The sequence below is a fragment of the Bittarella sp. HCP28S3_D9 genome, from assembly GCF_052065655.1.
Classification (GTDB): domain Bacteria; phylum Bacillota; class Clostridia; order Oscillospirales; family Ruminococcaceae; genus Bittarella; species Bittarella massiliensis.
Genome location: NZ_JBQHTP010000001.1, coordinates 178,476 through 203,784 on the forward strand (window position 1 = coordinate 178,476; position 25,309 = coordinate 203,784).

Sequence of the window (25,309 nt, forward strand, 5' to 3'; positions counted from 1 at the left end):
CCGGACAGCGCGCCCCGCCTTTCAGGGGGAAAGGGCGGGGGCGGGGACCGCTTTGACCCCTCGGGGCAGCTGCTCCCCAACAGAGTGCAAGGGGGGAGGCGGCGGCCCCGCCCCCGCGAACGACGGGCCGAATCGGCACAAAAGACCCCGCCGGCGGCCAGGGAAACCGCGCGATCGGCGGGGCGAGGGGAGGCGAACGAGCCCGGCGCCTCCCCTCCGCCTGTCCGGCAAGGGGAGAGAGCCGGTCGCCCCTCCCGCCCGGCGAACCGCCCTCCCCGCTTTGGGAAAGGCGGTCAAGGCCTTTGCAAAAAGTGGTCAAAGCGGGTAAAATAGAGACAGAAAAAAACAAGAGGGAGGGCCCTGCCGTGCTCACATTCAAATACGACACCCAGCTGCTGCTGGAAGGGGAAAACCTGGACGAGGACGAGATAAACGACTACTTCACCGACCACTTTCAGGGGGACTGCCTGCTGGCGGTGGGGGACGAAGACCTGGTCAAAATCCACTTTCACACCAACGAGCCCTGGAAGGTGCTGGAATACTGCGCCTCCCTGGGGGAGATATTCGACATCGTCATCGAGGACATGGACCGCCAGTCCCGCGGGCTCAAGGGCTGAGGGGCGGCGAGGCGGACGGAAAAGAGAGAGGCGTCCCGGGGCACAGGCCCTCGGGACACCTCTCTCTATATAACAGGTCAGCGGGCGGGTGTGAACCGCCAGCCGTCCTCCGTCGCCTCGGCGACCACTTCGCCGCCCTTCAGCAGCGCCTTGGCCCGGGCGCGGGGGATTTCCAGGCACTGGGACAGCAGCTTGTCGGGGCGGACCCGTATCCGCCCGGGGTTTTGCACCCACAGCCCCTCCTCCCCCGCCCGGTCGGGCAGCCGCGAAAGCCGGTAGGGCAGCTCGCCCCCCAGCTGGGCGCCGCAGCGGAGAAAGAGGGCGCGGTCCCGCCCGACGCGGGCCACGGCCGCGGGGTCGTTTGCCAGCAGGGCGCGGTACTCCTCCGGGGAGAGGGCTTCCCGCAAGACGCGGGAGTAGACCGGCAGGTTGTAGGTGTGCTTGCAGCGCTCGCAGCGGTAGATCAGCCAGACGTCCAGCCGCTTGCCGTTGGCGTTGACGCGAAACCTGTTCGCACAGCGGTAGGTGCTCTTGCCGCCGCAGCCCGCGCAGCCGCGCACAATGGTGTAGGTATCGGTGGGGACCATCCGAAAGGTCCCCGAAAGGGGAAAATAGCTCATCTTGCATCTCCTGATTTTGATAAAATCGGGGGTGCAGAGGCTATTTCAGCAATTTTGGTAGATTGCAATAGCCTCTGCTATGCAATCTGACAGATGGGAGCCAGCATCAAAAGGCGACCTCCTTTTTCAAGGGAATGGCGGGATGACAGGCTCTTAAAAGATCGGCATATCCATTTGGCGCTCCTCTCCCGGGGGCGGGCGGCGGTGCAGAGAGGAGCGCCAGGAGAAACCCCGCGGTCTCCCCTGGCGCTCTTTCCCTGCGGCCGGCAGGCCGCACCCTGTGTTTGATTATGTAGGCAAATTTTACAGCAGTTCCACGTTCATGTCCACCTTGCCGGGGATGCCCGGCACCGAACCGCCGCTGGTGTACTGCCAGATGTTGTAGCGGCCGGAGTAGTCGGTCTGGTTGGTGTAGTGGGCCAGCCAGATCTTATAGCTGCCGAACTGGCTGGTGTCCAGCTTGTTGTAGAGCCAGCTCTTGTTGGCGTAGACCATGGTCTGGTACCCCAGGCTCTTGGTGGCGGCGCAGAAGGCGTTGACCACCTCGGTGTTCTGGGCCTTGGTCATCCCCTCTACCCGGCCCTGGCTGCACTCGATGTCGATGGCCAGGGGGTAGTCCAGGCTGTAGCCGGTGGAGCGGATGATGCCTGCGGCCACGCCCGCCTCTTCGGCGGCCTCCTCGGCGTTGATGGCGGTGGTGTAGAAGTAGGCGCCCACCTTCAACCCCGCGGCCTTGGCCCCGGCGATGTTCTGGCGGAAATAGGGATCCTCGACGATGGCGCCGGTGCCGTAGCCCCGGTAACCCACCCGGATCATGACAAAGGAGCAGCCCGCGGCCTTGACCGCGCTCCAGTTGACATTGCCCTGGTACTTGGAGACGTCCACCCCCCAGCGGCTCTTGAGGACGCCGCTGTTGTCAAACTTGTACTTGATGCCCTCGAGGGTCTGCCAGCCGGTGAGGGGGTTGCCGTTGATGTAGAGGTAGGTCTTGCCGCCGATGACCTGCCAGCCGTTGAGCACCGGGGTGGGGGCCGGTTCGGGCGCAGGCGCGCTGCTGCCGCCGGAACTGCTCCCCTCCCCGCCATTGTCGGGGGCAGGGGAGGGCTCAGGAGTGGGCGTGGGGGCAGGAGTGGGGGGGACCACCACCGAGTCCTCGATCTCGCTCTCCTGCTTCTGGTTGTCCTGCTTGCCCGGGTCCTCGTAGCTGTGGGCGCTGTCGTTTTTATACTTGCTGGTGTCCTTCTGGGCCTCCTCCGCCGCCTTTTTGGCCTTGGCGGCAGCCTCTTCCCGCTGCTTGGCGGCCTCTTCCTCGGCCCTCTGGGCCTCGGCCTCTTCGGCTGCCTGGGCCTCGGCGGCCATCGCCTCTTCCAGGTCGGCCGAGAGGGCGGCCATGTACTCCTTGGTGTCGATCCGGTTCACAGCCAGGGCAATGCCCTCCTGCCCGCCGGAACTGCCCTCGGCGCTCTTGTCGACGCCGCAGCTGCTGAAGGCCAGCAGGATGGCACAGGCCACCGCCGCCGACACGATCTTTTTGAACATCGCCGCTCTCCTCCTCTTTTCACAGACCCCCGCGGGGGAAAGGGGCGCAAGGCCCCGCAATGATTTCTCTAGACGGTTCCCAATTGTAGCACAGATCCCCCCTCTTTACAAGGAAAGCGCTGCCATTTCGCCCCTTTTCGCGCAAAAAAGCGGGTGGAAAATATTGCCCAAAAACCGCGCCACTCTGCGGTTTTGTCACCACTTTGCATCCGCGAGGGCCCGACTGTGACCAAACGGGGCGGCCAAAGCCGCCCCGTTTGCAAAGGGGTCATCTACTGCATTTTCTCCCGGGCCGCCTGCACCGCCCGGAGGATGTCCGGCTCGACGGGGGCCACCTCCAGCTGGGGGCGGGCTATGTAGTAGCCCTGCAGGTAGTCGACCCCGTGGGAGACCAGGGTCTCCATCTCGGCGCGGGTCTCCACCCCCTCGGCCAACACCTTGATGCCCCGGCTGTGGGCATAGGAGAGCAGGTTTTCAAGCAAGCTCAGCCGGTCGCCGTCCCGGTCGATGTTGTGGACGATGGTGATGTCCACCTTGACGATGTCCGGCGAGAGGAAGATGAGCAGCGACTCGCTGTTGTAGCCCGAGCCGAAGTCGTCGATGGCCAGCTGGCCGCCCCAGCGCTTGGCGGTGCGGATCTTGAAGCGGGTGCGCTCGTTGTCCCAGGGCTCCTGCTCGGTGATCTCCAGCACCACCCGCGCCAGGTAGGGGCCGTAGAGGTCCTCCAGGGCGGTGATGTCCGAACCGGTGAGGCTCTGGCTGGCGATGGAGTTGATAAAGGCCCGCTCGCCCGGGCCGACCCGCCCGGCCTTGACCTGCTGGGTGAAGGAGGCCATGGCCTCAAACCAGGTGAGGCGCTCGATCTGGTAGAGCTTGGACTGGGCCCTGGCAATGCGCAGCACGTCCACCGGGCTGCGCAGCGCCTCCACCTGGGAGCGCATCAGCAGCTCGTAGCCGTAGACGCTGCCGGTGGCCACCTCCAGCACCGGCTGGTAGGCAAAGCGCACCAGCCGGTGGTCGATGAGGCGGTTGAGCTCCTCCTGGCCGCGCACCAAAAAGGAGTCGGCCTGGTAGGAGGTGCGCTCGAACTCCTGAATGCTGCCCTTTTCGCTGTGCTTGACGCTGTACATGGCAAAGTCGGCGTAGCGGATGAGCTCTTCATAGGTAGAGGCGTCGTCGGGGTACCAGGCCAGCCCGCCGGAGACCCGGATCTTGAAGTCCTTTCCCGCCAGGGGGAAGGTGGTGTGCCCGATCTGCGTCCAGACCTTGCGGATGATCTGGCGGATCTTCTCCTTGCTCTGGTAGCCGTAGAGGAAGACGTAGAACTCGTCGCCGGAGCGGCGGGCCACCAGGCTCTGCTCCGAGAGGAAGGACGAGAGGCAGCGGGCAAAGGCCTCGATATAGCGGTCGCCGCTGTCGTGCCCGTAGTTGTCGTTGACAAATTTCAGGTTGTCCAGGTCCCACATCAAAAGGGCGGCAGTGCCCAGCACCTCAGGGGTCTCAAAGAGCCGCTCCATGTTGGCGGCAAAGGCGCGCCGGTTGTAGAGGTTGGTGAGGATGTCGTAGTCGCGCTCGTACTCGATCTTCCGCTTTTCGGCCATGTCCTTGCTGACGTCGGTGATGGCGCCCAGGATCTGCCCCTCTTCTCTGAGGAAGGTCAGGCGCACCCAGCGCTCCCCCTCCGGGCTGGAGGGCAACCGGTAGAGGAGCCCCTCTTCCCCGTCCTCCACCAGGCACTCCTGCAGCTCCCTCATCCGCCGCTCAAAGACCTCGCGGGGGAGCCGGCCCTCCACCTGCTCCTCCGAGGGCCAGCCCAGGATGGGGAAGATGTTGGTGCTGCAAAAGACCGAGGGCGCTTTGGCGCTGTACTCGAACACCCCCACCGGGATGTTGGTGGTGGAGATGATCTGCCCGAACTTCGAGGCCGATTCGGCCGCGGCGTTGCTGAGGTTTTCGATGGAGATGGTGAGCTGGTCGATTTCCTCGATGCCCAGCTTTTTGAGCTTGATGGGTTTGTTGGGGTCACTGCGCTTGAGGTCTTGCACCAGGGCGGTGATGGGCTTTGCCACCATCCGCGAGGCAAGCACCGCCCCCAGGATGCCCAGCAGAAGGGCCGCCACCGTGCACAGGTAGATGATCTGGCGGATCTGGTGCGAAAACTGCAGCAGGGTCTTCCCCTCGCAGAGGCCGATGAGCACCCACTGCTGCCCGACAAAGGGGGTGTTGGTGTTGTACAGGGAAAAGGGCTGCACGCTGCCGTAGAGGTCGCTCTTCCCCCCCTCCCCTGCGCGGGTGAAGGTGGAGATGTTTTTGTGCTCGCTCTTCTTCCCGGCGATCTCTTGGCTGACGCCGAACTTCACCTGGTAGAGGGAGCCGCTGGCAAAGACCGTCTGAAACTGCTGCCCCTCCCTGTCGGTAATCGCCAGGATGTAGGCGCCGCTGTGGTCCACCCCCAACTCCTCGTAGTTCATGAGGGAGGTGAGGTAGCTCTGGGTGATGTCCACCCCCATCACCCCAAAGACGGTGCCGTCGGAGGCGATGAGGGGGATGGAGTAGGTGATGACCTGCCCGTCCTGGTCGGAGAGGGAGAAGGCCGGGCTCCAGTAGCCGAAGTTGCTGCTCTCGCGGTTGGTGCTGGCCCGGGCGGCGTTCAGGGGGGCGAGGAAGAACTGCTCGTCGGCCCGCCCCTCCTCCCCGGTGAAGAGGAAGTCGGCCCGCCAGAAGCTGTCCAGGGGGATCCCCATCCGCCGGGAGGTGGTGGGCATCCCCCGCTCCATGAGGATGTCGGAGACGCCGGAGGAGTTGTTGACCGGGTCCAAATCCCGCAGGTAGAGGCCCGCCTTGGACTGGCCGCTCTCATCTCCCTGCACCCCCACGCCGTCCAGGACGACGAAGGCCCCGGTGACCCCGTTTTTGCGCAGCATGTAGACCAAACTGTCGGAGAGGCCGTCGAGGATCTGGGCGTTGAGGGCGGCGTCGGTGGCGATGTCGTCCAGGGTGGCGCCCCGATCCTTTAGGGTCTCCTCCACCGAGGAGAGGATGGCGGTCTCGTGCTCCTTGACGTTGGACCAGCGGTGGATCATCTCGTTTTCCAGGTAGAGCTGGCGGTTGATGGTGCGCTCCCCCAAAATGTCGTAGGCGTTGGCGTCGGTGTGGGAGAGGACGCCGCCCTGTAAAAACACCACGGCGTAGAGGGCCGCCTGGGCCAACACGATGGCGGTGACCGGGATCAGCATCTTCTGCAAGATGGTGCGCCCGCCCCTTTTGCGACCGGCCTTCATTTCCTCACCTCCTTCCCCGTTCAGGTGGCTGCGCCCCGCTTACAGCGCCGCAAGCTGGGCGGAAAAGTCCTGATACCAGCTCTCGAAGTTCTCGTCGGTGTCGTACTGGGCCACCGCGTCGGCCAGGGTGCTGCCCCCGTCCAAAAGGGCCTTTACCGCCTCGCGGTCGGCGACGGCCTTCTGCTGGAGGGACTTCTCCACCACGGCCCGGGCCTCGGTCCCGTTTTCAAACGCCTCGTTGGTGTAGAGGGTGTAGTTCTGGGTGATCTCCACCCCGGTGAGGAGGGTCTCCTCCATCAGCTCGGAGATGGGCTCGGGGGAACTCGCCACCGCCTCGCCGATGGCCTCGGCGGTGTTGATGTCCTTTTTCACCGGCAGGTAGCCCGAGCCGATGGCAAAGCGGACGTTCTGCTGCTTCTCGGTGAACCACTTCAAAAACAGTGTGGCGGCGTACTCGCGGGTCTCGTCGCTCTTGGTGACCATCATCCCCGCGCCCTGCTGCACCGCATAGGGCTTGGTCCCCTCAAAGTTGGGAAGGGCGTAGGTCTTGGCGTCGATGGGGTAGCTGCTGCCGTCAGACAGGGTGACGGCGGTGGGAAAGTAGGTGTTGCCGCTGGTGGAGCCCACCAGGGCGATGATGTCGCCGGTCTTGGCGTCATCGCTGCGAAAGCGCCCGATGGAGGCGAAGTAGCCGCTGACATAGGGGGTGTAGTAGTTGTCCCAGAGGCGGCGCATCACCGCCTTGTCCAGGTTGTAGGTGACCTGGCCGTTTTCGACCGAGAACAGCTCCTGCCCCAGCTGCATGCTGCCGATGATGAAGTAGTTGGCCATCACGTCCCGGCCGAAGAAGGCCTTGCCGTCGTTTTTCTCCGGGGTGAGGCCGTCGGTCCACTCGTAGTAGCTCTTGGCCAGCTTGCAGATCCCCTCCCAGCTCCGCAGGTCCTCCTCGCTGGCGCCGGTGGCGGCGGCGAATTTGTCCCAGTCTGTCTTGTTGAGGGTGAGCACCTCGGTGGACTTGGCGGTGGGGAAGAGCTTGACGCTCCCCTCCTCGCTGAAGGCCCCCTCGTCCAGGTAGGCGGAGACATAGCTGTCCCGCTCCTCCTCGGTGAGGTACTGGCTCAAGTCGGCGGCCATCCCCCGGCGGTTGATCTCGTAGGCGGTGTCGGCGTAGGCGGCAAAGACGTCGGGCACCTCTTCGGCGCCGACTTTCTTGTCGATGGCGTCCATCACCTTGGCGGTGAGGTCGTTGACGCTGCCCTGGCTGTAGGCCTGGACCACGATCCCCTTTTCGGCCCCCACCGACTCGTTGAACTCGGTGACCATCTCGTCAAACATCTGCTTCTGGGCGCCGTTGTAGTAGTGCCAGATGGAGATGGAGATGGAGACCGGGCTGTCCTTTTTCAGGCCGTGGTTTTTGTCCTTGCAGCCGGTGAAGAGCCCCAGGGAGGCCAGGGCGACGCTCAGCACCAAAGCCACTGCCCGCAGGCCGCGTCGGGAACGACAATTTCCTTGTTTTGACACAGTACTCTCTCCTCTCGGCGGGGCGGGGCGCTCCCACCCGGACACAGCGCCGGTTCCGCTCGTCCCTGCCCAGCGGGCAGAGACAGCCGATTTTTCTATTATCATATCATCATCTTCCAATCTTTACAATTGGAAGTGGCCATTTATAGACAAAATTTGTTGTGTTTCCACCAAAAAAAGCCGGCCTTTGCGTTCGCAAAGGCCGGCGAGCGGGCGGTTTTGGACCGCCCCTAGCACAGCAGCAATTGGCAGATGCGGGCCGCCCCCTTGAGGAGGGCGACCTCCTCCTTGTTCCAGTAGCGCCGGGCGCCGTTGACCTCGGCCCCCAAAAGGCCCAGGCGCTCGCCGCCGCTGACGCGGCACTGCAGCACCGCCCGGGCCCCCCGCGCCCGGCAGAAGGCGGCAAAGCGGGGGGCACTCTCCGCGGCGGCCGCCGCGTCGGGGCAGTAAAGCAGCCCGGCGGCCGGGTCGTAGTAGGGCTGCAACTCCTCCCGGTCGAGAAGGGCGGGCGCCGCCGGCCCCTCGGGGAGATCGGCGGCCACCCCGGGGGCCGTCCAGACGTGCAGGGGGATCTCCCCCTTCCAGACAAAGTAGGTGCGGTGAGCGCCCAGGGCATCCCCCAGATCGGCCAGCACCCGGCGCACCCCCTCCTCCGGGGTGGGGGCGGCCGTCGCCCGCTCCAGCAGCCGCCCCAGGCAGAGGGGGCAGCCGACCTCCCCCTTTGCGCCCCCGCCGAGGGGGGCGGCGGGGTTCCCGGCGGCCATCCGGTAGCGGTCCTTCCCCGCCCGCTTGGCCTCGTACATGGCCCGGTCGGCGGCGGCAAAGAGGGCCTCGTAGCTGGCGCCGTCCCTGGGCCAGAGGGCGACGCCGATGCTCCCCCGCACCGAGAGGCCCCGGCGGGAGGGCAGTTCCCGCTCCAGCAGCTGGCAGAGGCGCTCCACCGTCTCCCCCACCACCGGCGCGGCGGCGTCCTTCATAAAGACCACGAACTCGTCGCCCCCCACCCGGCCCACGATGTCGGTGGCGCGAAAGTTGGCCTGCAGCCGGGCGCTGACCTCGGTGAGGACCGCGTCGCCAAACTGGTGGCCGTAGCGGTCGTTGACCCCCTTGAAGTCGTCCAGGTCGATGAGCAGCAGGGCGCCGGAGCCGCCCCGGCAGGGGCTCTGCAGGTAGCCGTCCACCGCCTCGGCGGTGGAGAGCTTGTTGTAGAGCCTTGTCATGGGGTCGCGGCAGCAGCGGGAGCGCAGCTTCTGGGTCTCCCTTTTGTGGGCGCTGATGTCCCGCAGCACCCCCAGCACGCAGGTGCGGCCCCCCGGGCCCTCCACCGGTGCACCGGAGGCCGAAAACCAGCCCCCCTCGTGGCCGGGGAAGGCCCGTCCCTCCAGCTGCACTTCGGCGGGGCCGGCGCTCTCCCCCCGGCAGATGGCGGCAAAGGCCGCGGTCCCAGGGCAGCCGCTCTCTTTCAGGGCGGCCAGATAGCCCTCCGCCCGCCAGATGCCGCCCCCCGCCCGACCGGGGCGGCGGTCGCAGAAGGTCATCACGTCCTCCGCCCCGTCGTACTCGAAGGCCAGCCCGTCGGTGCAGCGCAGCAGCACCTGCCGCCGCTCCCGCTCCCCCTCCAGCTCCCGCTGCATCTGCCGCCAGCGGCCGACGTCCAGGCAGAAAAACCGCCAGCGGCGCGGGGCCTCCAGCACCCCGCACCAGCGCAGCCAGCGCAACTGGCCCGCCGGGGTGTAGCAGGGAAAATCGGCCTGCACCCGCCCCGCCCGCCGGGCCCGGGCCAGTTTGCGGGCGGCCAACCGCCGCCCCTGGGCCCCCAGGAAAAACCAGGGGTCCTCTCCCTGGGCGCGGGCAAAGGTCTCCGGCGCGCAGTCTAGCAGGGCCAGAAATCCGCCGTCGGGCGACCAGTGGGCCCTGGCCTGTCCCAGCTGCAGCCGGACCAGCCCCCCCTTGACCCCCCGGGCAGCCGCCGCCAACAGCGCCTCGCCGCTCATCCTCTCGTTCACCCGATCTCCTCCTTTTGCTGTGAACGCCCAACTGGGTCTCCTTCCCAATATAGTCAGAGGAGCTGTAAAAATATGGCGTTTTTTGTCCCTCGACCGCCCCCGTGCGGAGACGGCGGACCGCTGCCGCCGGCCCCGCCCAGATCCCTGGCGGACGCCGGGGAACAGGGGCGCCTTTCCGCCCTGCGGCGGCTTGGGCGGCAGGGGGGACGGGTTGGGCCCTCCCCTTTCTCCCCTTTCTCCCCTTTCTCCCCTTCCCCCCCTTCCCGCCGACCCCCATCCCGCTGCGGCCGGGCGGGAAGAGACGGCAAAAAGGCGCGGGGGAGCGTTGCCGCTCTCCCGCGCCGGGGCCGCATATCAAACAGGCCTGTCTAAAAGGTGAGGCCGGGCTGGACGGCCCGGAGCTGGGGCTCCACCGCCCGCACCTGTTCGTGGGTGAGGAAGGGGCGCTCCAGCAGGGGGAGGTGCCGCTGCCGGGCGCAGGCGGGGGTGCGAAAGAAGTTGAGCCGGTAGCGGGGCAGCGGGGGCAGCTGCCCCGCCAACTCCACCAGCGCCCCGGCGGTGAGCCCGGGGTAGAGGGTGGTCCGCGCCTCGCAGGGGATCCCCTTCTCGGCCAGTTGGCAGAGGGTCTCGCGGGTGGCGTCGTACCCCTGTTCGGGGGGGACGCCGCACACCTGGAGGTACTGTCGGCGGGGGGCCTTCCAGTCGATGGCCAGGTAGTCGCAGAGCCCCGCCTCCGCCAGGGCCAGCACCCGCTGGGTCTGGCGGCCGTTGGTGTCCAGCTTGACCCGGTAGCCCATGGCCTTGAGGGCGGCCAGAAACTCCTCCAGATCGGGCTGGAGCAGCGGTTCCCCGCCGCTGACCACCACCCCGTCCAGCAGCCCCTGGCGCTTTTTCAAAAAGGCCTCCACCTCCCCTTCGGGCAGGCAGTCGCCGGGGCCCAACAGGTCGCGGTTGTGGCAGTAAAAGCAGTCGGTGTCGCAGCCGCGGGTGAAGAGGACGCAGGCCAGCACCCCGGGGAAGTCGATGGTGCTGGTGCGCTGGATGCCGGCGACCCTCACTGGGCGGCCGCCCCGGAGAGCTCGCTCTCTTTGATGACGTACTTGACCCGCTGGCGGTACTCCTCCTTCTTGCCCTTGTGGAAGTTCTGCACCGGGCGGAGGTAGCCCACCACCCGGCTCCACACCTCGGTGGCGGCGCCGCAGTCGGGGCAGCTGTACACCTCGCCGCTGATGTAGCCGTGCTCGGGGCAGACCGAGAAGGTGGGGGTCAGGGAGAGGTAGGGCAGCTTGTAGTTGGTAAAGGCCTTTTGCAGCAGGGCCTTGGCCACCTCGATGTCCCGGATCTGCTCGCCCAGGTAGAGGTGGAGCACCGTGCCGCCGGTGTACATGCACTGCAGGTCGTCCTGCAGGTCGAGGGTCTCGAAGATGTCGTCGGTGTAGCCCACCGGCAGCTGGGTGGAATTGGTGTAGTAGGGCACCTCCTCCCCGGCGGTGAGGATGTCGGGGTAGCGGTCCCGGTCGAGCTGGGCCAGGCGGTAGCTGGTCCCCTCGGCGGGGGTGGCCTCCAGGTTGTAGACGTGGCCGGTCTCCTCCTGGAAGCGGGTGATGACCTCCCGCATGTGGCCCAGCACCCGCAGGGCGAACTGCTGGCCCTCGGGGGCGGTGATCTCGCAGCCCAGGAAGTTGCGACAGGCCTCGTTCATCCCCACCAGGCCGATGGTGTTGAAGTGGTTGAACCAGTAGGAGCCGGTGCGAGCCTTGACCTCTTTGAGGTAGTGGGCCGAGTAGGGGTACATCCCGTTTTCGGTCTGCTTTTCAATGGTCTTGCGCTTGATCTCCAGGCTGTTCTTGGCCAGTTCCAGCAGCCCGTCCAGCCGCTGCATCAGGTCCTCCTCGTCCTGGGCCAGGTAGCACAGCCGGGGCAGGTTGAGGGTGACCACCCCAATGGAGCCGGTCATGGGGTTGGAGCCGAAGAGGCCGCCGCCCCGCTTGCGCAGCTCGCTGGTGTCAAGGCGCAGCCGGCAGCACATGGAGAGGGCGTCCTCGGGGGAGAGGTCGGAGTTGATGTAGTTGGAGAAGTAGGGGATGCCGTACTTGCAGGTGATCTCCATGAACTTGTCCACCACCGGGCTCTGCCAGTCAAACTCCTTGGTGACGTTGATGGTGGGGATGGGGAAGGTGAAGACCCGGCCGTGGCGGTCCCCCTCCATCATCACGTCGCAGAAGGCGGTGTTGAGCAGGTCCATCTCGGCCTGAAAGTCGCCGTAGCAGGCGTCCATGGGCTGGCCGCCGATGACCACGCACTCGTCCTTGAGGGTGGAGGGGACCACGATGTCGAAGGTCAGGTTGGAGAAGGGGCACTGAAAGCCCACCCGGGTGGGGACGTTGAGGTTGAAGATGAACTCCTGCAGCGCCTGTTTCACCGAGGCGTAGTCCATGTGGTCGTAGCGGATAAAGGGGGCGCAGTAGGTGTCAAAGGAGGACCAGGCCTGGGCGCCGGCCGACTCGCCCTGGGTGGTGAAGGTGGAGTTGACGATCTGCCCCAAAAAGGAGCGCAGGTGCTTGGCCGGGCCGCTCTCCACCTTTCCGGGCACCCCGCCAAAGCCCTGCATCAGCAGCTGGCGCAGGTCCCATCCGGCGCAGTAGGGGCCGAAAAAGCCCAGGTCGTGCAGGTGCAGGTCCCCCGAGGTGTGGGCGCGGCGGATCTCCTCGGGATAGATCTCGTGGAGCCAGTACTGCTTGGTAAAGGCCTCGCGGATGTAGTTGTTCATCCCGTTGATGGACTTTTGGGTGTTGGCGTTCTCCTGGATCTTCCAGTCCATGTCGTCCAGGTACTGGGAGAACATGTCGATGGTAGCGCCGATGAGGGCGTTGGCCTCCCGCGCGCCCTGGCGCTTCTCCCGGTAGAGGATGTAGGCCTTGGCGGTGCGGGCGTGGCGGTTTTCGATGAGGACCTTTTCCACCATGTCCTGCACCTCCTCCACGTCCAGCACGCCGGTGCGGGACGTGGCCATCTCCACCACCTGGCGGGAGAGCTCCTCCGCCCGCTGCCAGTCGTCTCCCCCTACGGCGGCGGCCGCCTTGAAGATGGCCCAGGTGATCTTCTCCGGATCAAAGGGGACAATGTCCCCGCTGCGCTTGCGAATCGACTCGATCATCGTATTGTGTCCTCCCATCAAAGTGGTTTCAGAAAACCGCTGGAGACGCCCAGAGCGCTGAAAAGCCCCTGCCGGCCAAAGGGCAGGGGCGCGACAAAGGTCACTCACCAGAGCCCGCTTGACGCCATACACCGTGGCAGCGCGCGCACAGCGGGCAGGTATTCCGGCTCGGATTCCACGCGCGCCCCGCCTTCCCAGCTCCCGGGGAGCCAGTGGCAGTTGGGGCGCGCTCTCTCCTTACGGCGGCGGGACCGCGCGGGCTTTTCACCCGTCTTCCCTGTTGCCGCCCGGCCCGATGACAGGCCGGGCACCCGCGTGCTTTCGTTTCCATATCTAGTTTGATTCTGAAACAGATTGGTCAAATCATACTACATCTTGTGCACCCAGTCAACCGTCATTTCGCCGATATTGCGGCGATAAAGTGCCACAACAAGCGCGTTTTGAGAGGGGGCCCGAAGCGCCGAGGCGCATGGAGAAGCCCTCGACGGGGTTTGGGCAGAGCGTCGGGGGGAAAGGCCCATTTCACCCCGCCCCAACCAGGGGGCAGCCGCTTCCCTCCCACAGGGGCGCCGGGTGGACCCCCCGCCCGGCGGAAAAGGGAAAACGGGTGCAGGGGCCGGGCGGGCCGCCAGATGACAGGAGAATCCGCCGCCTGCAACCCAAAGAGCCGAAAGGCCCCGCCGGTCTTTGGGTGCGATCTCCCCTTCGCGCCTCCCACAAAAGGAGACGGACACCCGCCTCCGCTCCGCCGGCCCTCTTGAAAGAGAAGACCGACGCCCCCTGCAGGGAAGCAAGCCCCCCTTCCCGGCGGCGACAGGGGACCGAGCCGCAGACGACCCCGCTCCCCGCCCCGGGGCAAGAGGGTCCCCTACTCCAGACGCCGCTCCGGCCCACGCCCCGGAGCGGATGGTATGGAAGTTCTCCCGGCAGAAAAGGGAAAACGGGTGCAGGGGCCGGGCGGGCCGTCAGATGACAGGAGGAGCTGTCGCCCCTCCGCCCTGGCCCCCTTGACAGAGAAGTCCGCCGCCCCCGCCGGCCGCAGAGGCGACTGCAAGGGCCTTTGCTCCCCGGCGGTGGCAGGGGATCCCCGCCCCGGGGCGAGGGTCCCCTACTCCAGACGCCGCTCCGGCCCCTCGCCCCGAGGGTGGGCGGTACGCAGGTTCTCCCGCGCCGAGCGAAAGAGGCCGCCCATCACCTGGCCCATCAGGCGGCGGGTGTCCTCATCCACATTTTTGAGGGACTGCAGCACCGCCCCGGCGCTGTGCAGCCAGTCGCCGGAGAGCTCGCCCACCGTCTTGGCCTGGGTGCCCGCCAGCAGCTGGTAGAGGGTGTCAAAGAAGGTGGCCCGCTCCTCCCTGCTCATCCCGGCCACCCAGTCCTTGAGGGTCTTGTCGATGAACTTGCTGCTGGCGCTCACCTCGTCGAGGCAGACAAAGCCGGGGCCCTTCACCTCCCAGGAGTAGAGGTCGTGCTGCATCAGCCCCACCTGGCCGCTGTGGACCACCGTGTAGGCCTCCTCGTGTTCCAGCAACATCCCCACCACCGAGGACTGGGGCAGGTAGGTGTGCACCCGCTCCCGCACCGCCCGGTAGCCCGGGCCCTCCAGCACCCCGCCGTCAAAGCCGGGGCCGTCGTTGTTCTGCACCCAGAGCAGCCGCTCTTGCACTGGGGCCGGGGCGAAGGCGGCGGCGTAGACGGCCAGGTTGCCCCCCTTGGAGTGGCCCCCCACCCGCCAGGTCGCCGGCCCCCGCTCCACCGCTTGGCAGAGGTAGGAGACCGCCTCCCTCTGGGCGGGCACCGGGGTGGCAAAGCCCATGTTAAAGTCCTCTTTCCAGCCCACCAGGGTGTTGTCGGTCCCCCGGAAGGCGGCGAATCCGGTGCCGTCGCCGGGCAGGGCGCAGAGGGCGGAAAACTGCTTTTGCTCGTCGGCGTCCACGTCGTTGACATAGCCCCAAAGGGGCATCTCGCCAAAGCGGGCGCTGGCAGCCAGGGCCCGCAGCAGGTCGCGGTCGCGCGCCCACATGGCCTCCGTCTGGCGGGCAAAGGCCGGGGAGAGGAGCCGCTCCGCCGCCCGGCGCAGGGGAATCGCTCCCCCCTCCCCCAGCGGGGGGACCACCCCGTCAAAGGGGACGTAGGACAGCCGGCAGAGGATGAGGTCGTCCACGCAGGTAAAGGGCGCCTGGTCAAAGCGCAGGTCGCCCCGCCATTCCAGATAGTCAAAGATGTTGGCCAATGTATCCACCCTCCCCGCGCCCCACGCCACATCTCTCTCCGGCGCGGGGCGCGCTTTCTGCCTTTCATTATACCCCTTTTGGCGCCCTTTTCCAAACAGAGGGGCGGCGGGGGGAGGACGGCAGTGGATTTTCATTGCCTTTTTTGCAGTTTTCGACTATGATGAACGTATCTTTACAGTTTTGACATATTTTATCCTTTGATTTTTGATTCTTGATTTTATTCTTTGCCCTGCGGGGCGGCGGAGGGATCACATGCGCTGGGACATCGCGCCGGAATGCGTTTCGGCAGTCATACTGCTCATCATCTGGGGGTATTCCCGCCGGGGCAGCCCGCTGCCCAGCTTAAAAAACCGGGTGTTTCAGGGCTGCCTGATCGTCACCTTTTTGGCGGTGTCCACCAACATCCTCTCTACCCTGCTGCTGATGCGCCCCGACCTGGTCCCCCAGTGGCTGGTCTGGGGGGTGACCACCCTCTATTTTGTCTGCACCCCCTTGATGGGGCTGGCCTATTTCCTCTACTCGGCCGCCATCCTCTGCAAGGGGCAGCCCATGTTGCGCTGGGTCTTTGCCGGGGGAATCGCCCCCGGCGCCCTCTACGCCCTGCTGGCCCTGGCCGACCCCCTCACCGGCAAGCTCTTCTCCATCACCCCCGAGGGCGGCTACCGGCAGGGGGAGTGGATCGCCCTGACCTACCTGCTCTTTTACGCCTACTGCGCCGCCAGCATCCTGCTGGTGCTGCGCTTTCGCCGGGCGGTGGAGCGCTCGACGAGGACCATCCTCCTCTCCTTCCCGGCGGTGGCCTTCGTCGTCATTTTGGTGCAGCAGTTCTACCCCACCGTCATCCTATCGGGCTCGGCGGCGGCCTGCGCCCTGCTCATCATCTACCTGCACCTGCAGAACAAACAGATGTCTCTGGACTCCCTCACCGGCGCGCCCAACCGGCAGGAGCTGGTCAACCTCATCGACCTGCTCCTCTTTGAAAAGCGGCTGCCCACCTTCACGGTGGCGGTCCTCTCCCTGCGGGACTTCAAACAGATCAACAGCCGCTTCGGCCAGTCGGTGGGGGACCTCTTTTTAAAAGAAGTCTGCGGCTGGCTGCAGCGGCTGGCGGGGGAGAAAAACGTCTTTCGCTTCGGCGGGGACGAGTTCGCCGTCCTCATCCGCGACGGCGGGCGGGAGGAGGTGGGCCGGGTGCTGGGGGCCATTCGGGAGCGGATGGCCCTGCCCTGGCGGGCGGGCAACTACCTGCGCCCCCTGTCCTGGGCCATGGGGGTGGTGCAGTACCCCAACAGCGCCGACACCGCCGAGGGGTTGGCCGGCGGGATCGCCTACGCCGTCTCCCAGGCCAAGCGCCGGCCCGGCCGCAACATCTGCTACTGCGGGCCCGCCATGCTGGGGGAGATCCGCCGCCGGGAGCAGGTGTTGCAGGCGGTGAAGCGGGCCTGTTCCCAGGGTGCTTTCTCCCTGCGCTACCAGCCCATCTACGACGTGTCCAGCGGCCGCTTTCTCTACGCCGAGTCGCTGATGCGCATCGAGGGCACCCCCGCCGACCCGGTCTCGCCGGCGGAGTTCATCCCCCTGGCCGAGGAGACCGGCGACATTGTGGAGCTGACCTACCAGGTGTTGGAGCGGGTCTGCCGCTACCTGCTCTCCCTCGGGGAGCGGGGCATCTCGGTGGAGGGGGTGCACGTCAACTTCTCGGCGGTGATGTTCGGGCAGCCGGGGGTGGTGGAGCGGGTGCGCCGGATCATCGGGGACAGCGGCGTCCCCTTCTCCCAGATCGTGATCGAGTTCACCGAGACCGCCCTGGCCGAAACGCCGGAGCTGGTGGGCGAATTCGCCCGGGAGATGCGGCAGATGGGCATCCGCCTGGGGCTGGATGACTTTGGCACCGGCTACTCCAACTTGAGCTCGGTGCTGGCCCTCCCCTTCGACACCGTCAAACTGGACAAGAGTCTCGTCTGGGCGGCAGTGGAACAGGAGAACACCGCCGTCATGGTCCGGGCCCTGACTGAAATTTTTCACCGCATGGGAATGCGGGTGTTGGCCGAAGGGGTGGAGGACGAGGTGCAAAACCGCTTTGTCCTCGACTGCGGCATCGAGCTGATCCAGGGCTTCCTCTACGCCCGCCCCCTCCCCGGGGAGGAGGCCGCCGCCCTCCTGGCCGCCGAACCCCCCGCCCGCTAAAAACAGCTTCAAGAGCGAGAGCGCCCGCCCCCTGTAAAAGGGGGGCGGGCGCTCTTTTCTGCGCGCTTATCGGCGGGGCGGCCGTTCCTCCAGGGCCCAGATGGCCCGGGAGCGGCGAAAGAGGAGGCAGGTGCCCACCCCCAGCGCCGCCAGGAAGAAAAAGAGGAGGGCGGCCCCCGCGCCCTTCCCCTCGCCAAAGAGAATATGCAGGGGGCTGCCGGCGGGCTGGGCGGCCATCAGGGGCTCGCAGACCCCGTCCACCAGGGCGCCCCCGGCCAGATAGCCCAGGGGGATGGTGAAGAACTGCAGGGCGTTTCGCACCGAGTAGACCCGGCCCTGCATCTCCACCGGGATGTGCAGCCGCAGCAGCACGTCCAGGTTGGCGTTCATGGCGGGGATGCAGAGCCACCCCAGCACCGCCCCCAGGCACCAGACCGGCAGCCCCCGCCCCAGGGAGAGGAGGAGGTTTTCGGTGCTCATGGAGAAGAGGAGGGCCCCCACGATCACCCGCACCCGGCTTTTGGGGGCCGGGGCGAGGGAGACCGCGGCGCTGCCCGCCAGGTTGGCAAGGCCGGCGCAGGTGTTCACCAGCCCCAGGACCATCTCCCCTCCTCCGGCCCGGGGGAGGAGGAGGGCGGGCAGGGCCGCATTGTACATCGAGGCGGTGAGGTTGATGGCGGCCAGAAAGAGGATGAGGTGGAGCACCCCCTCATTTTGGGCGAGGAAGGCAAGCCCCGCCTTTGCCACCTGCCAGATCGGCTCCCGCGGGCCTGTCTCGGCGGCGGTGTGGGGGAGCCGGACGGCCAGGCAGAGGGCAGCGGCGGCCACGGCGAAGGTGGCAAGGTCGACTGCGATCACCGCCCCCAGCCCCCCAAAGGCGAAGACCGCACTGGCCAGGATGGGGGCGAGCACGGTGACCAGGGAGTTGGAGAGGGCCCGCAGTCCACTCACCTGGTGATACTGCTCCCGGGGGACCAGCAGGCTGACGGCCACGTCGGAGGCGGGCTGCTGAAAGGTGTTCATCAACCCGCTCACGGCGTTGAGGAGGTAGAGGTGCCCCATGGCCAGCTGCCCGGTGCAGAGGAGGGCGAGGGCGCAGAGGGTACAGAGGGCCGCCGCGCTGTCGCACAGCAGCATGGTCTTTCGCTTGTCCCAGCGGTCGCTCAGGGCGCCGGAGAAGATGCTCAGCGCCACATAGGGGGCGTAGGAGCAGACTGAGAGCAGGCCGGTAGAGAGGGCCGAGCCCCACTGCTGGTAGGACCAGACCACCAGGGCAAAACTGGTCATGGCGCTGCCCAGGGCCGAGAGGGATTGGGTGGACCAGAGGACGAAAAAAGGCCCCAAGCCGCGATAGCGGGCTTTGATTTTTGAAAACACGATGGACTTTGCTCCTTTGTTTGGATTTCCGGCCGGGCCGGATGGCTGTTCCAAACGCGCAAAGTCCCTCTGTCGGGCGAAAAGCGTATCTTTACTACTTAATCATTTGCTCCGCACAGCGCCGCCCGACTAGCGGACCTTGCGCGGAGCTCCCTCAATGCAAAGGCGCAAAGCCAGCGCCCCCTCTCTCAAAAAATTTCCTCTATCGTACCGCCCCCCTCCCCCTTTGTCAACCGCGGCGGGGGCGGCGCATAAGCTGGGGGGCACGGCGCCGCCCTTCCGGCAAAGAGGGGCGGTGCCGCAGGACAAGGGAGGGGATCGCCGTGAGAAAGGCGGACGAGGGTCGGCGGGTGGCCATGCGGGTGTCGGGGGTGAGCATTGCGGTCAACCTGGCGCTGACGGCCTTCAAGTTGGCGGCGGGGCTGTTGGCCCGCTCGGGGGCGATGGTGTCCGACGCGGTCCACTCCGCCTCAGACGTCTTCAGCACCCTGGTGGTGATGGGGGGCATCAACCTGGCCGCCCGGCAGCCCGACCGGGACCACCCCTACGGCCACGAGCGGCTGGAGTGCGTGGCCGCCATCCTGCTGGCGGCGATCCTGGCGGCCACCGGGGCGGCCATCGGCGCCCAGGGGATCGCCCAGATGTGCGGTGGACGGGGAGAGCTGGCGACACCGGGGGTGCTGGCCCTGACGGCGGCGGTGGTCTCCATCGCGGTGAAGGAGTGGATGTTTCGCTACACCCGAAAGGCGGCCCGGCGGGTGCACTCGGGGGCGCTGATGGCCGACGCCTGGCACCACCGCTCCGACGCCCTCTCCTCGGTAGGGGCCTTTGTGGGCATTTTGGGGGCCCGGCTGGGGTGGCCGATCCTCGATCCCCTGGCCAGCGCCGTCATCTGCCTCTTCATCTGTAAAGCGGCCCTGGACATCTTTCGCGACGCGGTGGACAAGATGGTGGACAAAGCCTGCGACGCCCAGACAGTGCAGGCCATCGCCGCGGCCGTCCGCGTCCAGGAGGGGGTGGCAGGGCTGGACGAGATGCGCACCCGGCAGTTTGGGGCCCGGGCCTATGTGGACATGGAGATCGCGGTGGACGGCCGCCTCTCCCTCGAGGCTGCCCACCGAATCGCCGAGGGGGTGCACCGGGCCGTCGAGGCGGGGTTCCCCCAGGTCAAGCACTGCATGGTGCACGTCAACCCCGCCCGCCCAGGGGGCAAGGCGGGGCCGGGAGAAGGAGACGCGATTTCAGAGAGGGCGGTCCCGTTGAAACCGCCCCCTCCGGCTGTCTGCGGACAACCGGCAAAAACAGCCAGGTCCCAAGGGGAATAAAGGCAGTCGCTCCCTGCCGCCCGCAACAGGGCGGGGACCGGCCGGTGACAGCTCCCGGCCCCATCGGGCCAGGGCCGCTCCCGCCGGCATCTCCCCACAGCGCCGCGACCGGCCGCCCCGTCTCCCCCGCGCCGGTGGGGCCGGGCAGTGAAGGGCGCGGCAGAGGGGCAGGGCGGCAGGGGACCCCGCCACGTCGGGGCTGCTGGCCGCCCTGGACCCCGTCGGCCCCCGCCCGGGGAGAAGGCCGCGGGGCAAAAGGGCCCCCCTTTCCCCTGCGAAACAGTGGCGAAATACCGCCTCCCCCCGTCGGCCGACAAAAGGGGAGCAACCTGCCCTTCAAGGCAAATTGCTCCCCTGCAAACCAAATCGTCGCGCCCCCTGCCGGGGCCAAGAAATCAGGAGATGTGGATGTCGATCCCGTTGACCTGTACCCCCTCCTCGGCGCGGATGAGGATGTAGCGGACGCCGTCGATGACCCGGGTCTCCACCAGATCCCCCCGCTCGGGGTTCACCTTGACGGTGACGTCGGGGGTGGCGACCTCCAGCGCCCGGGCGTTGACCAGGTTGCGGGGGCTCAAATCCAAATCGGGGCCAAAGGCCTCGTCGTAGCGCTGGGTAAAGGTGCTCAACCGCTCCTCCGGCACCCCGCAGCCCTCCAGCACCCGCTTGACGGCGTACTTGGAGACGGCCAGGGGCTCCTCCTCTTTGCGCTCCTTGTGCGCCTCGATCATCTCGGTGAGCTGGCCCTCCACCGCCTGCACCACCTCCAGGCTGCAGTCCTCGCCCAGGCTCTCCCCCAAAAGGGACTGAAAGGTCTCCTTCTGCTCGGCGGCAGGCATGGGGATCTCCCGGTTGAAGACGGCGTCGGCAAACTCCTGGTGGTTTTCGGCGGGGTTGCGGGTGTAGTAGAGGGCGCTGTAAATGTTGGCGCTGCGGCTGTCAAAGGCGGGGAAGAGAAAGCCCAGTTCGGGGGGCGAGACCAGCCAGTCCGCCGGCCGGTTGGAGAGCTTGTTCTCGTAGATGAAATAGCTCAGGGCGGGGGTGGTGAGCTTGACCGGGCAGATGCTGCAGAGAAAATAGGTGTAGACCTGGTCGGAGGCGTCGTCCTGCCGCCCCCCGTCGGCCGCGCGGTAGGGGACGTCGTAGGTCTCGTGGGCCAGGAGGATGAGGTAGCTGCCCTCCATCGACAGGGAGGCGATGACCTTCTGCAAAAAGGCCTGCACCGCCTCCTCGTCCCCCAGACCGGAACTGCGCAGGGACATGAGCAGCCGGTGCTCCTCGCTGTCCACCACCTGCTGGGTGGCGAACTCCACATCAAAGAGGTTGCGGCCCTGGGCCCCCGAGAGGGTGCGCTTGAGGGTGGCGAGGATCTTCTCCGCCTCCTCCTCGCTCATCATCGAGAGGGGCTGGTCAAACTGGGAGACGATCTCCCGCTTCTCGTTGACATAGCAGCCCCGCAGGTGGGTGATGTTGGTCTTCTCCGGCCGGTAGCGGCGGCGAATCTCGGCGATTTCCCGTTCGGTCATGACGATCTCTCTTCCTTTCGCTCTTTCCGGGGCGGGGCGATACACCCCCGGGCCCCCTCTGCAATATCCTGTAAAAAAGGCGTCCCCCTCTGGGCGGCGCCCAACATTCTGTGGGAGTGATGCGGCAATGAAAAACATCATCTGCAATTCGCGCTGGTGCCCCGGGCCCGACGGCGGCCCCCTCTACTTTTCGGGGAGCGGGGCGACCTACGACAACCTCTGCGTCTGCGGCTACCGCACCTGCACCACCACCCTGCCCGAGGGCGGCAGCGGCTGCGACCAGTATGACCCCGCCATCCCGGTGTGGGGGCAGCAGGCCATCACCTGGGGGTATGTGCTGCGGGCGGTGGAGGCCCAGGACATCCGCCTGGCGGCCGAGTTTTGCGGCCCCAACGGGCAAACCGAGCGGCGGGAGGAGGTCATCACCCACCGGGTCTGCTACTGCTTTTGCCGGCAGATGGCGACCTTCCCCATCCCCGATTGGGCCGAGACGGTGCGCCTCTCCCTCCACTTTGCGGGAAAGACCACCGCCTGCACCTACTACGCCCCCGCGGCCTATTTCTGCTAGAGCAGCCGCACAGGGGCGGTCGGGGGCAAAGGAAGGGCCCGGAGCGCACATTGGCTCCCGGCCCTTTTTGGATGGTGCGGGAGATGGGACTTGAACCCACACTCCGAGGAACTGGCTCCTAAGACCAGCGCGTCTGCCATTCCGCCACTCCCGCACACAGGGGCACAAGGCGGCCGGCGGCCGCCTTGTGCCCCTTTATGATACCCCACATTCCCCCGCTTTGTCAATCTCCTCCCCGGGCGAAAAGAGGACCCCTTCACACGGGTTTCACATTGTGCCGATATGCTGTATAATAGCAGAAAAACAGGTGGAGGAGGGGTTTTGATGCGCCTATTGGTGGTCGATGACGAGGCGCGCATCCGCGAACTGGTGGCCAAGTACGCCCGGCACGAGGGGCACCAGGTGAAGGAGGCGGCCGACGGCGAGACGGCGGTGGCCCTCTGCCGGAGCGAGCCATTCGACATGATCGTGCTGGACGTGATGATGCCGGGGATGGACGGGTTTGCCGCCTGCCAGAAGATCCGCGCCTTCACCGATACCCCGGTGCTGATGCTCTCGGCCCGGGGGGAGGAGTTCGACCGCATCCGCGGCTTCGAGGCGGGGGTGGACGACTACGTCTGCAAGCCCTTCTCCCCCAAGGAGCTGATGCTGCGCATCGCCGCCATCGCCAAGCGGACCGCCGGTGGCGCCGAGGGAGCCAAGAAGGACATCTACACCAGCGGCGAGCTGACGGTGGACTTCACCGGCCGCCTGGTCTACGTCAAGGGGGAGCCGGTGGACCTCTCCCCCAAGGAGTACGACCTGCTCTTTTACATGGTGAAAAACCGGGGCATCGCCCTGAGCCGGGAGCGGCTGATCACCACCGTCTGGGGCTACGACTTCTTTGGGGACGAGCGGACTCTGGACACCCACATCAAGCTGCTGCGCCGCCAGCTGGGCGACTGCGCCGGGCTGATCACCACCCTGCGCGGGGTGGGCTACCGCTTTGAAGACCGCTGACCGCCCCGGGCGCCGGGGCCGGCGGCGGCTGGGCATCAAGTGGAAGCTGCTGGTCTACCTGCTCTGCTTCGTGGCGGTGATGCTGGGCTGCCTCTGGTTGTTTCAGGTGGTATTTTTGGAGAGCTTTTACAAGTCCATCAAGGAGCAAAACCTGAAGGACTGCCGGGCCCAGGTGGTGCGGCAGCTGGCCCGCCAGGAGAGCCCGGAGGACTTTCTGGCCACCCTGGCCCTGAAAGAGGGGGTGGCCGCGGCCATCTACACCACCCAGGGGCAGCTGCGCTACAGCGTGGTCACCAGCCCCGGCGAGACCATCACCCGGCTGGGGAGCAACACCATCGACCAGCTGGCCGCCCAGATCGAGGCGTCGGGGGAGATCCTCTTCGTCTCCGCCCCCCGGCTGCAGTACAAGAGCTGGATGGCAGCGGACGACGGCGGGGGCTACCTCTTCGGCAAGAGCAAGTTCCCCACCCAGCTCTCCCCGCCCGAACTGAATATCCAGCCCCGCGACAGCACCATCGACAACATCCAGACCCTGATTTTGGGGACGGCGGTCTCCCTCCCCGGCGGGGAGGAGGGCTACCTCTTTTTGAGCAGCGCCCTGACCCCGGTGAGCACCACCACCCAGACGCTGCAGGTGCAGCTCATCTACATCAGCCTGCTGCTGGTGGCCCTCTCGGCGGTGCTGGCCCTCTTCCTCTCCCGGCGGATCACCTCCCCCATCGTCAGCATCAACCAGACGGCCAGGGAGCTGGCCGAGGGCAATTACAGCGTCACCTTCCACGAGAGCGGTTACCGGGAGGCGGGCGAACTGGCCGAGACCCTCAACTACGCCGCCGGGGAGCTCTCCAAGGTGGAGCACCTGCGGCGGGAGCTGGTGGCCAACATCTCCCACGACCTGCGCACCCCCCTGACCCTGATTGCCGGCTACGCCGAGATGATGCGGGACCTTCCCGGGGAGAACACCCCGGAAAACCTCAACGTGATCTTAGAGGAGGTCAACCGGATGAGCAGCCTAGTGACCGACGTGCTCGACCTCTCCCAGCTGGAGGCGGGGGCCCAGAAGCTGACCCCCACCCGCTTCTCCCTCACCGAGCTGGGGCGGGAGACGGTGGAGCGGTTGGGGGCCCTGTTGGCCCCCCAGGGCTACCGGCTCATCTGGTCGGCCGACCGGGAAGCACAGGTGCAGGCCGACGAGAACAAGATCTACCAGGTGCTCTACAACCTGGTCAACAACGCCGTCACCTACACCGGGGCGGACAAGGCCGTCTTTGTCAGCCAGACGGTGCGGGAGGGGATGGCCTACCTGCAGGTGCGGGACACCGGCAAGGGCATCGCCCCGGACGACCTCCCCTATATCTGGGACCGCTACTACAAGCAGACCGGCAGCCACAAGCGGCCCACCGTGGGCACCGGGCTGGGGCTCTCCATCGTCAAGGGGGTGCTGGAACTGCACCAGCTGCCCTACGGGGTGGAGAGCAGCTCCGCCGGCACCACCTTCTGGTTCGCCATCCCCCTGGCAGAGGGGGAGGCCCCCTCGGCCGGCAGGTAGGGGCGGGCGGCACCCTGCGAAGCGGGTCCTTTGCCGGAAGGCGGGCTCCGCTCGCACTCCGCCCGGTTTCCCCCAAATCCTCCCGCCGGGAGCGGCCCCCCTCCAGCCCCAAAACGGCCCTGTCAAAACGGGCCGTTTTTTCATTTTTTGCGCCAATCTGCCCAGGTGGGGACCGCTGGGTTTGGCCAAGCCGCCAAAATCGTTGGAAACGCCGGCTTTGTTGGGGGAAAACAGTTGTCAAATCGGCCAAATGCGCTATAATCAGAGATGTGAAAAAACGGTTCGACAAAAAGGGGGAAGCCCCCCTGCCGCCGGGCTGAAAGGAGTGCGATGGCATGAAGAAAAAGGGAGTTCTCAACGCCCAACTGGCGGGGTATATCGCCGGGCTGGCCCACAAGGAGTGCTTTATGATCACCGATGCGGGGATGCCCATCCCCAAAGGGGTGCCGGTGGTGGACCTGGCGGTCTGCGGCGGGGTGCCCACCTTCCGCCAGGTGATGGACGCGGTCCTGGGCGAGGTGGCGGTGGAGCACTACACCGTGGCCAAAGAAATCGGCGAGCACAACCCGGTGATCTGGTCCTATATTCAGGAAAAATTGCCGGGGGTCAGCCACGAGATGATCGACCATGTGGACTTAAAGGAGATGTCCCAGCAGATCAAGTTTGCCGTGCGCACCGGGGAGTTCACCCCCTACCCCAATGTGATCTTGCAGGCGGCAGTGGTCTATTGAGGGCGGCGTCACCCTTCGAGTTGGGGCCAAACAGCAGCGTGCTGTTTGGCCCTTTCTTTTTGCGCACCCGGC

The 25,309-nt window shown here is 66.4% G+C and carries 17 protein-coding genes, 1 tRNA gene and 1 riboswitch; of the genes, 7 read left to right on the plus strand and 11 right to left on the minus strand.

Annotation, left to right across the window (positions count from 1 at the left end; all coding sequences use genetic code 11):
- The first annotated feature begins 365 nt into the window (after positions 1 to 365).
- Positions 366 to 617 carry a hypothetical protein gene (locus ACTNAU_RS00825; protein ID WP_021661325.1) on the plus strand — a complete coding sequence of 84 codons (252 nt, stop codon included), beginning with the start codon at positions 366 to 368 and terminating at the stop codon, positions 615 to 617.
- A gap of 77 nt (positions 618 to 694) precedes the next feature.
- Here the strand turns inward: ACTNAU_RS00825 and ACTNAU_RS00830 are convergent, their stop codons facing one another.
- From ACTNAU_RS00830 to ACTNAU_RS00865, 8 genes are all read right to left on the minus strand, one after another.
- Positions 695 to 1,237, minus strand: coding sequence for a DUF1062 domain-containing protein (locus ACTNAU_RS00830; protein ID WP_441097244.1), 543 nt, complete (start codon positions 1,235 to 1,237; stop codon positions 695 to 697).
- 303 nt (positions 1,238 to 1,540) lie between these two features.
- Positions 1,541 to 2,776, minus strand: coding sequence for a GH25 family lysozyme (locus tag ACTNAU_RS00835; protein WP_441097245.1), 1,236 nt, complete (start codon positions 2,774 to 2,776; stop codon positions 1,541 to 1,543).
- Between the two features lie 272 nt (positions 2,777 to 3,048).
- Entirely contained in the window at positions 3,049 to 6,057 is a 3,009-nt protein-coding gene (locus ACTNAU_RS00840) for an EAL domain-containing protein (protein ID WP_441097246.1), read from the minus strand.
- A 39-nt stretch (positions 6,058 to 6,096) separates the two neighbouring features.
- Positions 6,097 to 7,533 carry an extracellular solute-binding protein gene (locus ACTNAU_RS00845; protein ID WP_441097247.1) on the minus strand — a complete coding sequence of 479 codons (1,437 nt, stop codon included), beginning with the start codon at positions 7,531 to 7,533 and terminating at the stop codon, positions 6,097 to 6,099.
- A gap of 275 nt (positions 7,534 to 7,808) precedes the next feature.
- Positions 7,809 to 9,584 carry a sensor domain-containing diguanylate cyclase gene (locus tag ACTNAU_RS00850; protein WP_256135943.1) on the minus strand — a complete coding sequence of 592 codons (1,776 nt, stop codon included), beginning with the start codon at positions 9,582 to 9,584 and terminating at the stop codon, positions 7,809 to 7,811.
- Positions 9,585 to 9,952: 368 nt separating this feature from the next.
- Positions 9,953 to 10,642: an anaerobic ribonucleoside-triphosphate reductase activating protein gene (locus tag ACTNAU_RS00855; RefSeq protein WP_441097248.1), complete on the minus strand. Its 690-nt coding sequence runs from the start codon at positions 10,640 to 10,642 to the stop codon at positions 9,953 to 9,955.
- Positions 10,639 to 12,741: a ribonucleoside triphosphate reductase gene (locus ACTNAU_RS00860; protein ID WP_441097249.1), complete on the minus strand. Its 2,103-nt coding sequence runs from the start codon at positions 12,739 to 12,741 to the stop codon at positions 10,639 to 10,641. The genes ACTNAU_RS00855 and ACTNAU_RS00860 overlap by 4 nt, the downstream gene beginning before the upstream one ends.
- Positions 12,742 to 12,877: 136 nt before the next feature.
- Positions 12,878 to 13,068: riboswitch (cobalamin riboswitch) on the minus strand.
- 781 nt (positions 13,069 to 13,849) lie between these two features.
- Positions 13,850 to 14,974: an Mbeg1-like protein gene (locus ACTNAU_RS00865; RefSeq protein ID WP_441097250.1), complete on the minus strand. Its 1,125-nt coding sequence runs from the start codon at positions 14,972 to 14,974 to the stop codon at positions 13,850 to 13,852.
- Positions 14,975 to 15,227: 253 nt separating this feature from the next.
- On the opposite strand from ACTNAU_RS00865, the gene ACTNAU_RS00870 reads away from it, so the two are divergent.
- Entirely contained in the window at positions 15,228 to 17,162 is a 1,935-nt protein-coding gene (locus tag ACTNAU_RS00870) for a putative bifunctional diguanylate cyclase/phosphodiesterase (protein ID WP_256135947.1), read from the plus strand.
- Positions 17,163 to 17,228: 66 nt separating this feature from the next.
- Here the strand turns inward: ACTNAU_RS00870 and ACTNAU_RS00875 are convergent, their stop codons facing one another.
- Positions 17,229 to 18,539: an MFS transporter gene (locus ACTNAU_RS00875; RefSeq protein WP_441097251.1), complete on the minus strand. Its 1,311-nt coding sequence runs from the start codon at positions 18,537 to 18,539 to the stop codon at positions 17,229 to 17,231.
- A 356-nt stretch (positions 18,540 to 18,895) separates the two neighbouring features.
- Between ACTNAU_RS00875 and ACTNAU_RS00880 the strand changes: the two genes are divergently transcribed.
- The gene (locus ACTNAU_RS00880; protein ID WP_185916835.1) at positions 18,896 to 19,864 is read left to right on the plus strand and encodes a cation diffusion facilitator family transporter; all 969 of its coding nucleotides are present in this window, start codon (positions 18,896 to 18,898) and stop codon (positions 19,862 to 19,864) included.
- A gap of 395 nt (positions 19,865 to 20,259) precedes the next feature.
- Here the strand turns inward: ACTNAU_RS00880 and ACTNAU_RS00885 are convergent, their stop codons facing one another.
- Positions 20,260 to 21,390, minus strand: a complete 1,131-nt coding sequence (locus ACTNAU_RS00885) for a DUF4317 domain-containing protein (protein WP_185916825.1) — start codon at positions 21,388 to 21,390, stop codon at positions 20,260 to 20,262.
- A gap of 127 nt (positions 21,391 to 21,517) precedes the next feature.
- Between ACTNAU_RS00885 and ACTNAU_RS00890 the strand changes: the two genes are divergently transcribed.
- Positions 21,518 to 21,958 (plus strand): hypothetical protein, encoded by a 441-nt coding sequence (locus ACTNAU_RS00890; RefSeq protein WP_441097252.1) that lies wholly within the window; start codon positions 21,518 to 21,520, stop codon positions 21,956 to 21,958.
- Between the two features lie 72 nt (positions 21,959 to 22,030).
- Here the strand turns inward: ACTNAU_RS00890 and ACTNAU_RS00895 are convergent.
- Positions 22,031 to 22,112 (minus strand) — tRNA-Leu (locus ACTNAU_RS00895).
- A 167-nt stretch (positions 22,113 to 22,279) separates the two neighbouring features.
- Between ACTNAU_RS00895 and ACTNAU_RS00900 the strand changes: the two genes are divergently transcribed.
- The 3 genes from ACTNAU_RS00900 (at position 22,280) to rbsD (ending at position 25,237) form a co-directional block, all read left to right on the plus strand.
- A complete protein-coding gene (locus ACTNAU_RS00900) occupies positions 22,280 to 22,957 on the plus strand; it encodes a response regulator transcription factor (protein ID WP_185915729.1) in 678 nt (225 codons plus the stop codon).
- Positions 22,944 to 24,506, plus strand: coding sequence for a HAMP domain-containing sensor histidine kinase (locus ACTNAU_RS00905; RefSeq protein ID WP_441097253.1), 1,563 nt, complete (start codon positions 22,944 to 22,946; stop codon positions 24,504 to 24,506). The genes ACTNAU_RS00900 and ACTNAU_RS00905 overlap by 14 nt, the downstream gene beginning before the upstream one ends.
- Before the next feature lie 335 nt (positions 24,507 to 24,841).
- Entirely contained in the window at positions 24,842 to 25,237 is a 396-nt protein-coding gene (rbsD, locus tag ACTNAU_RS00910; protein WP_216401974.1) for a D-ribose pyranase, read from the plus strand.
- The last annotated feature ends 72 nt before the right edge of the window (positions 25,238 to 25,309 follow it).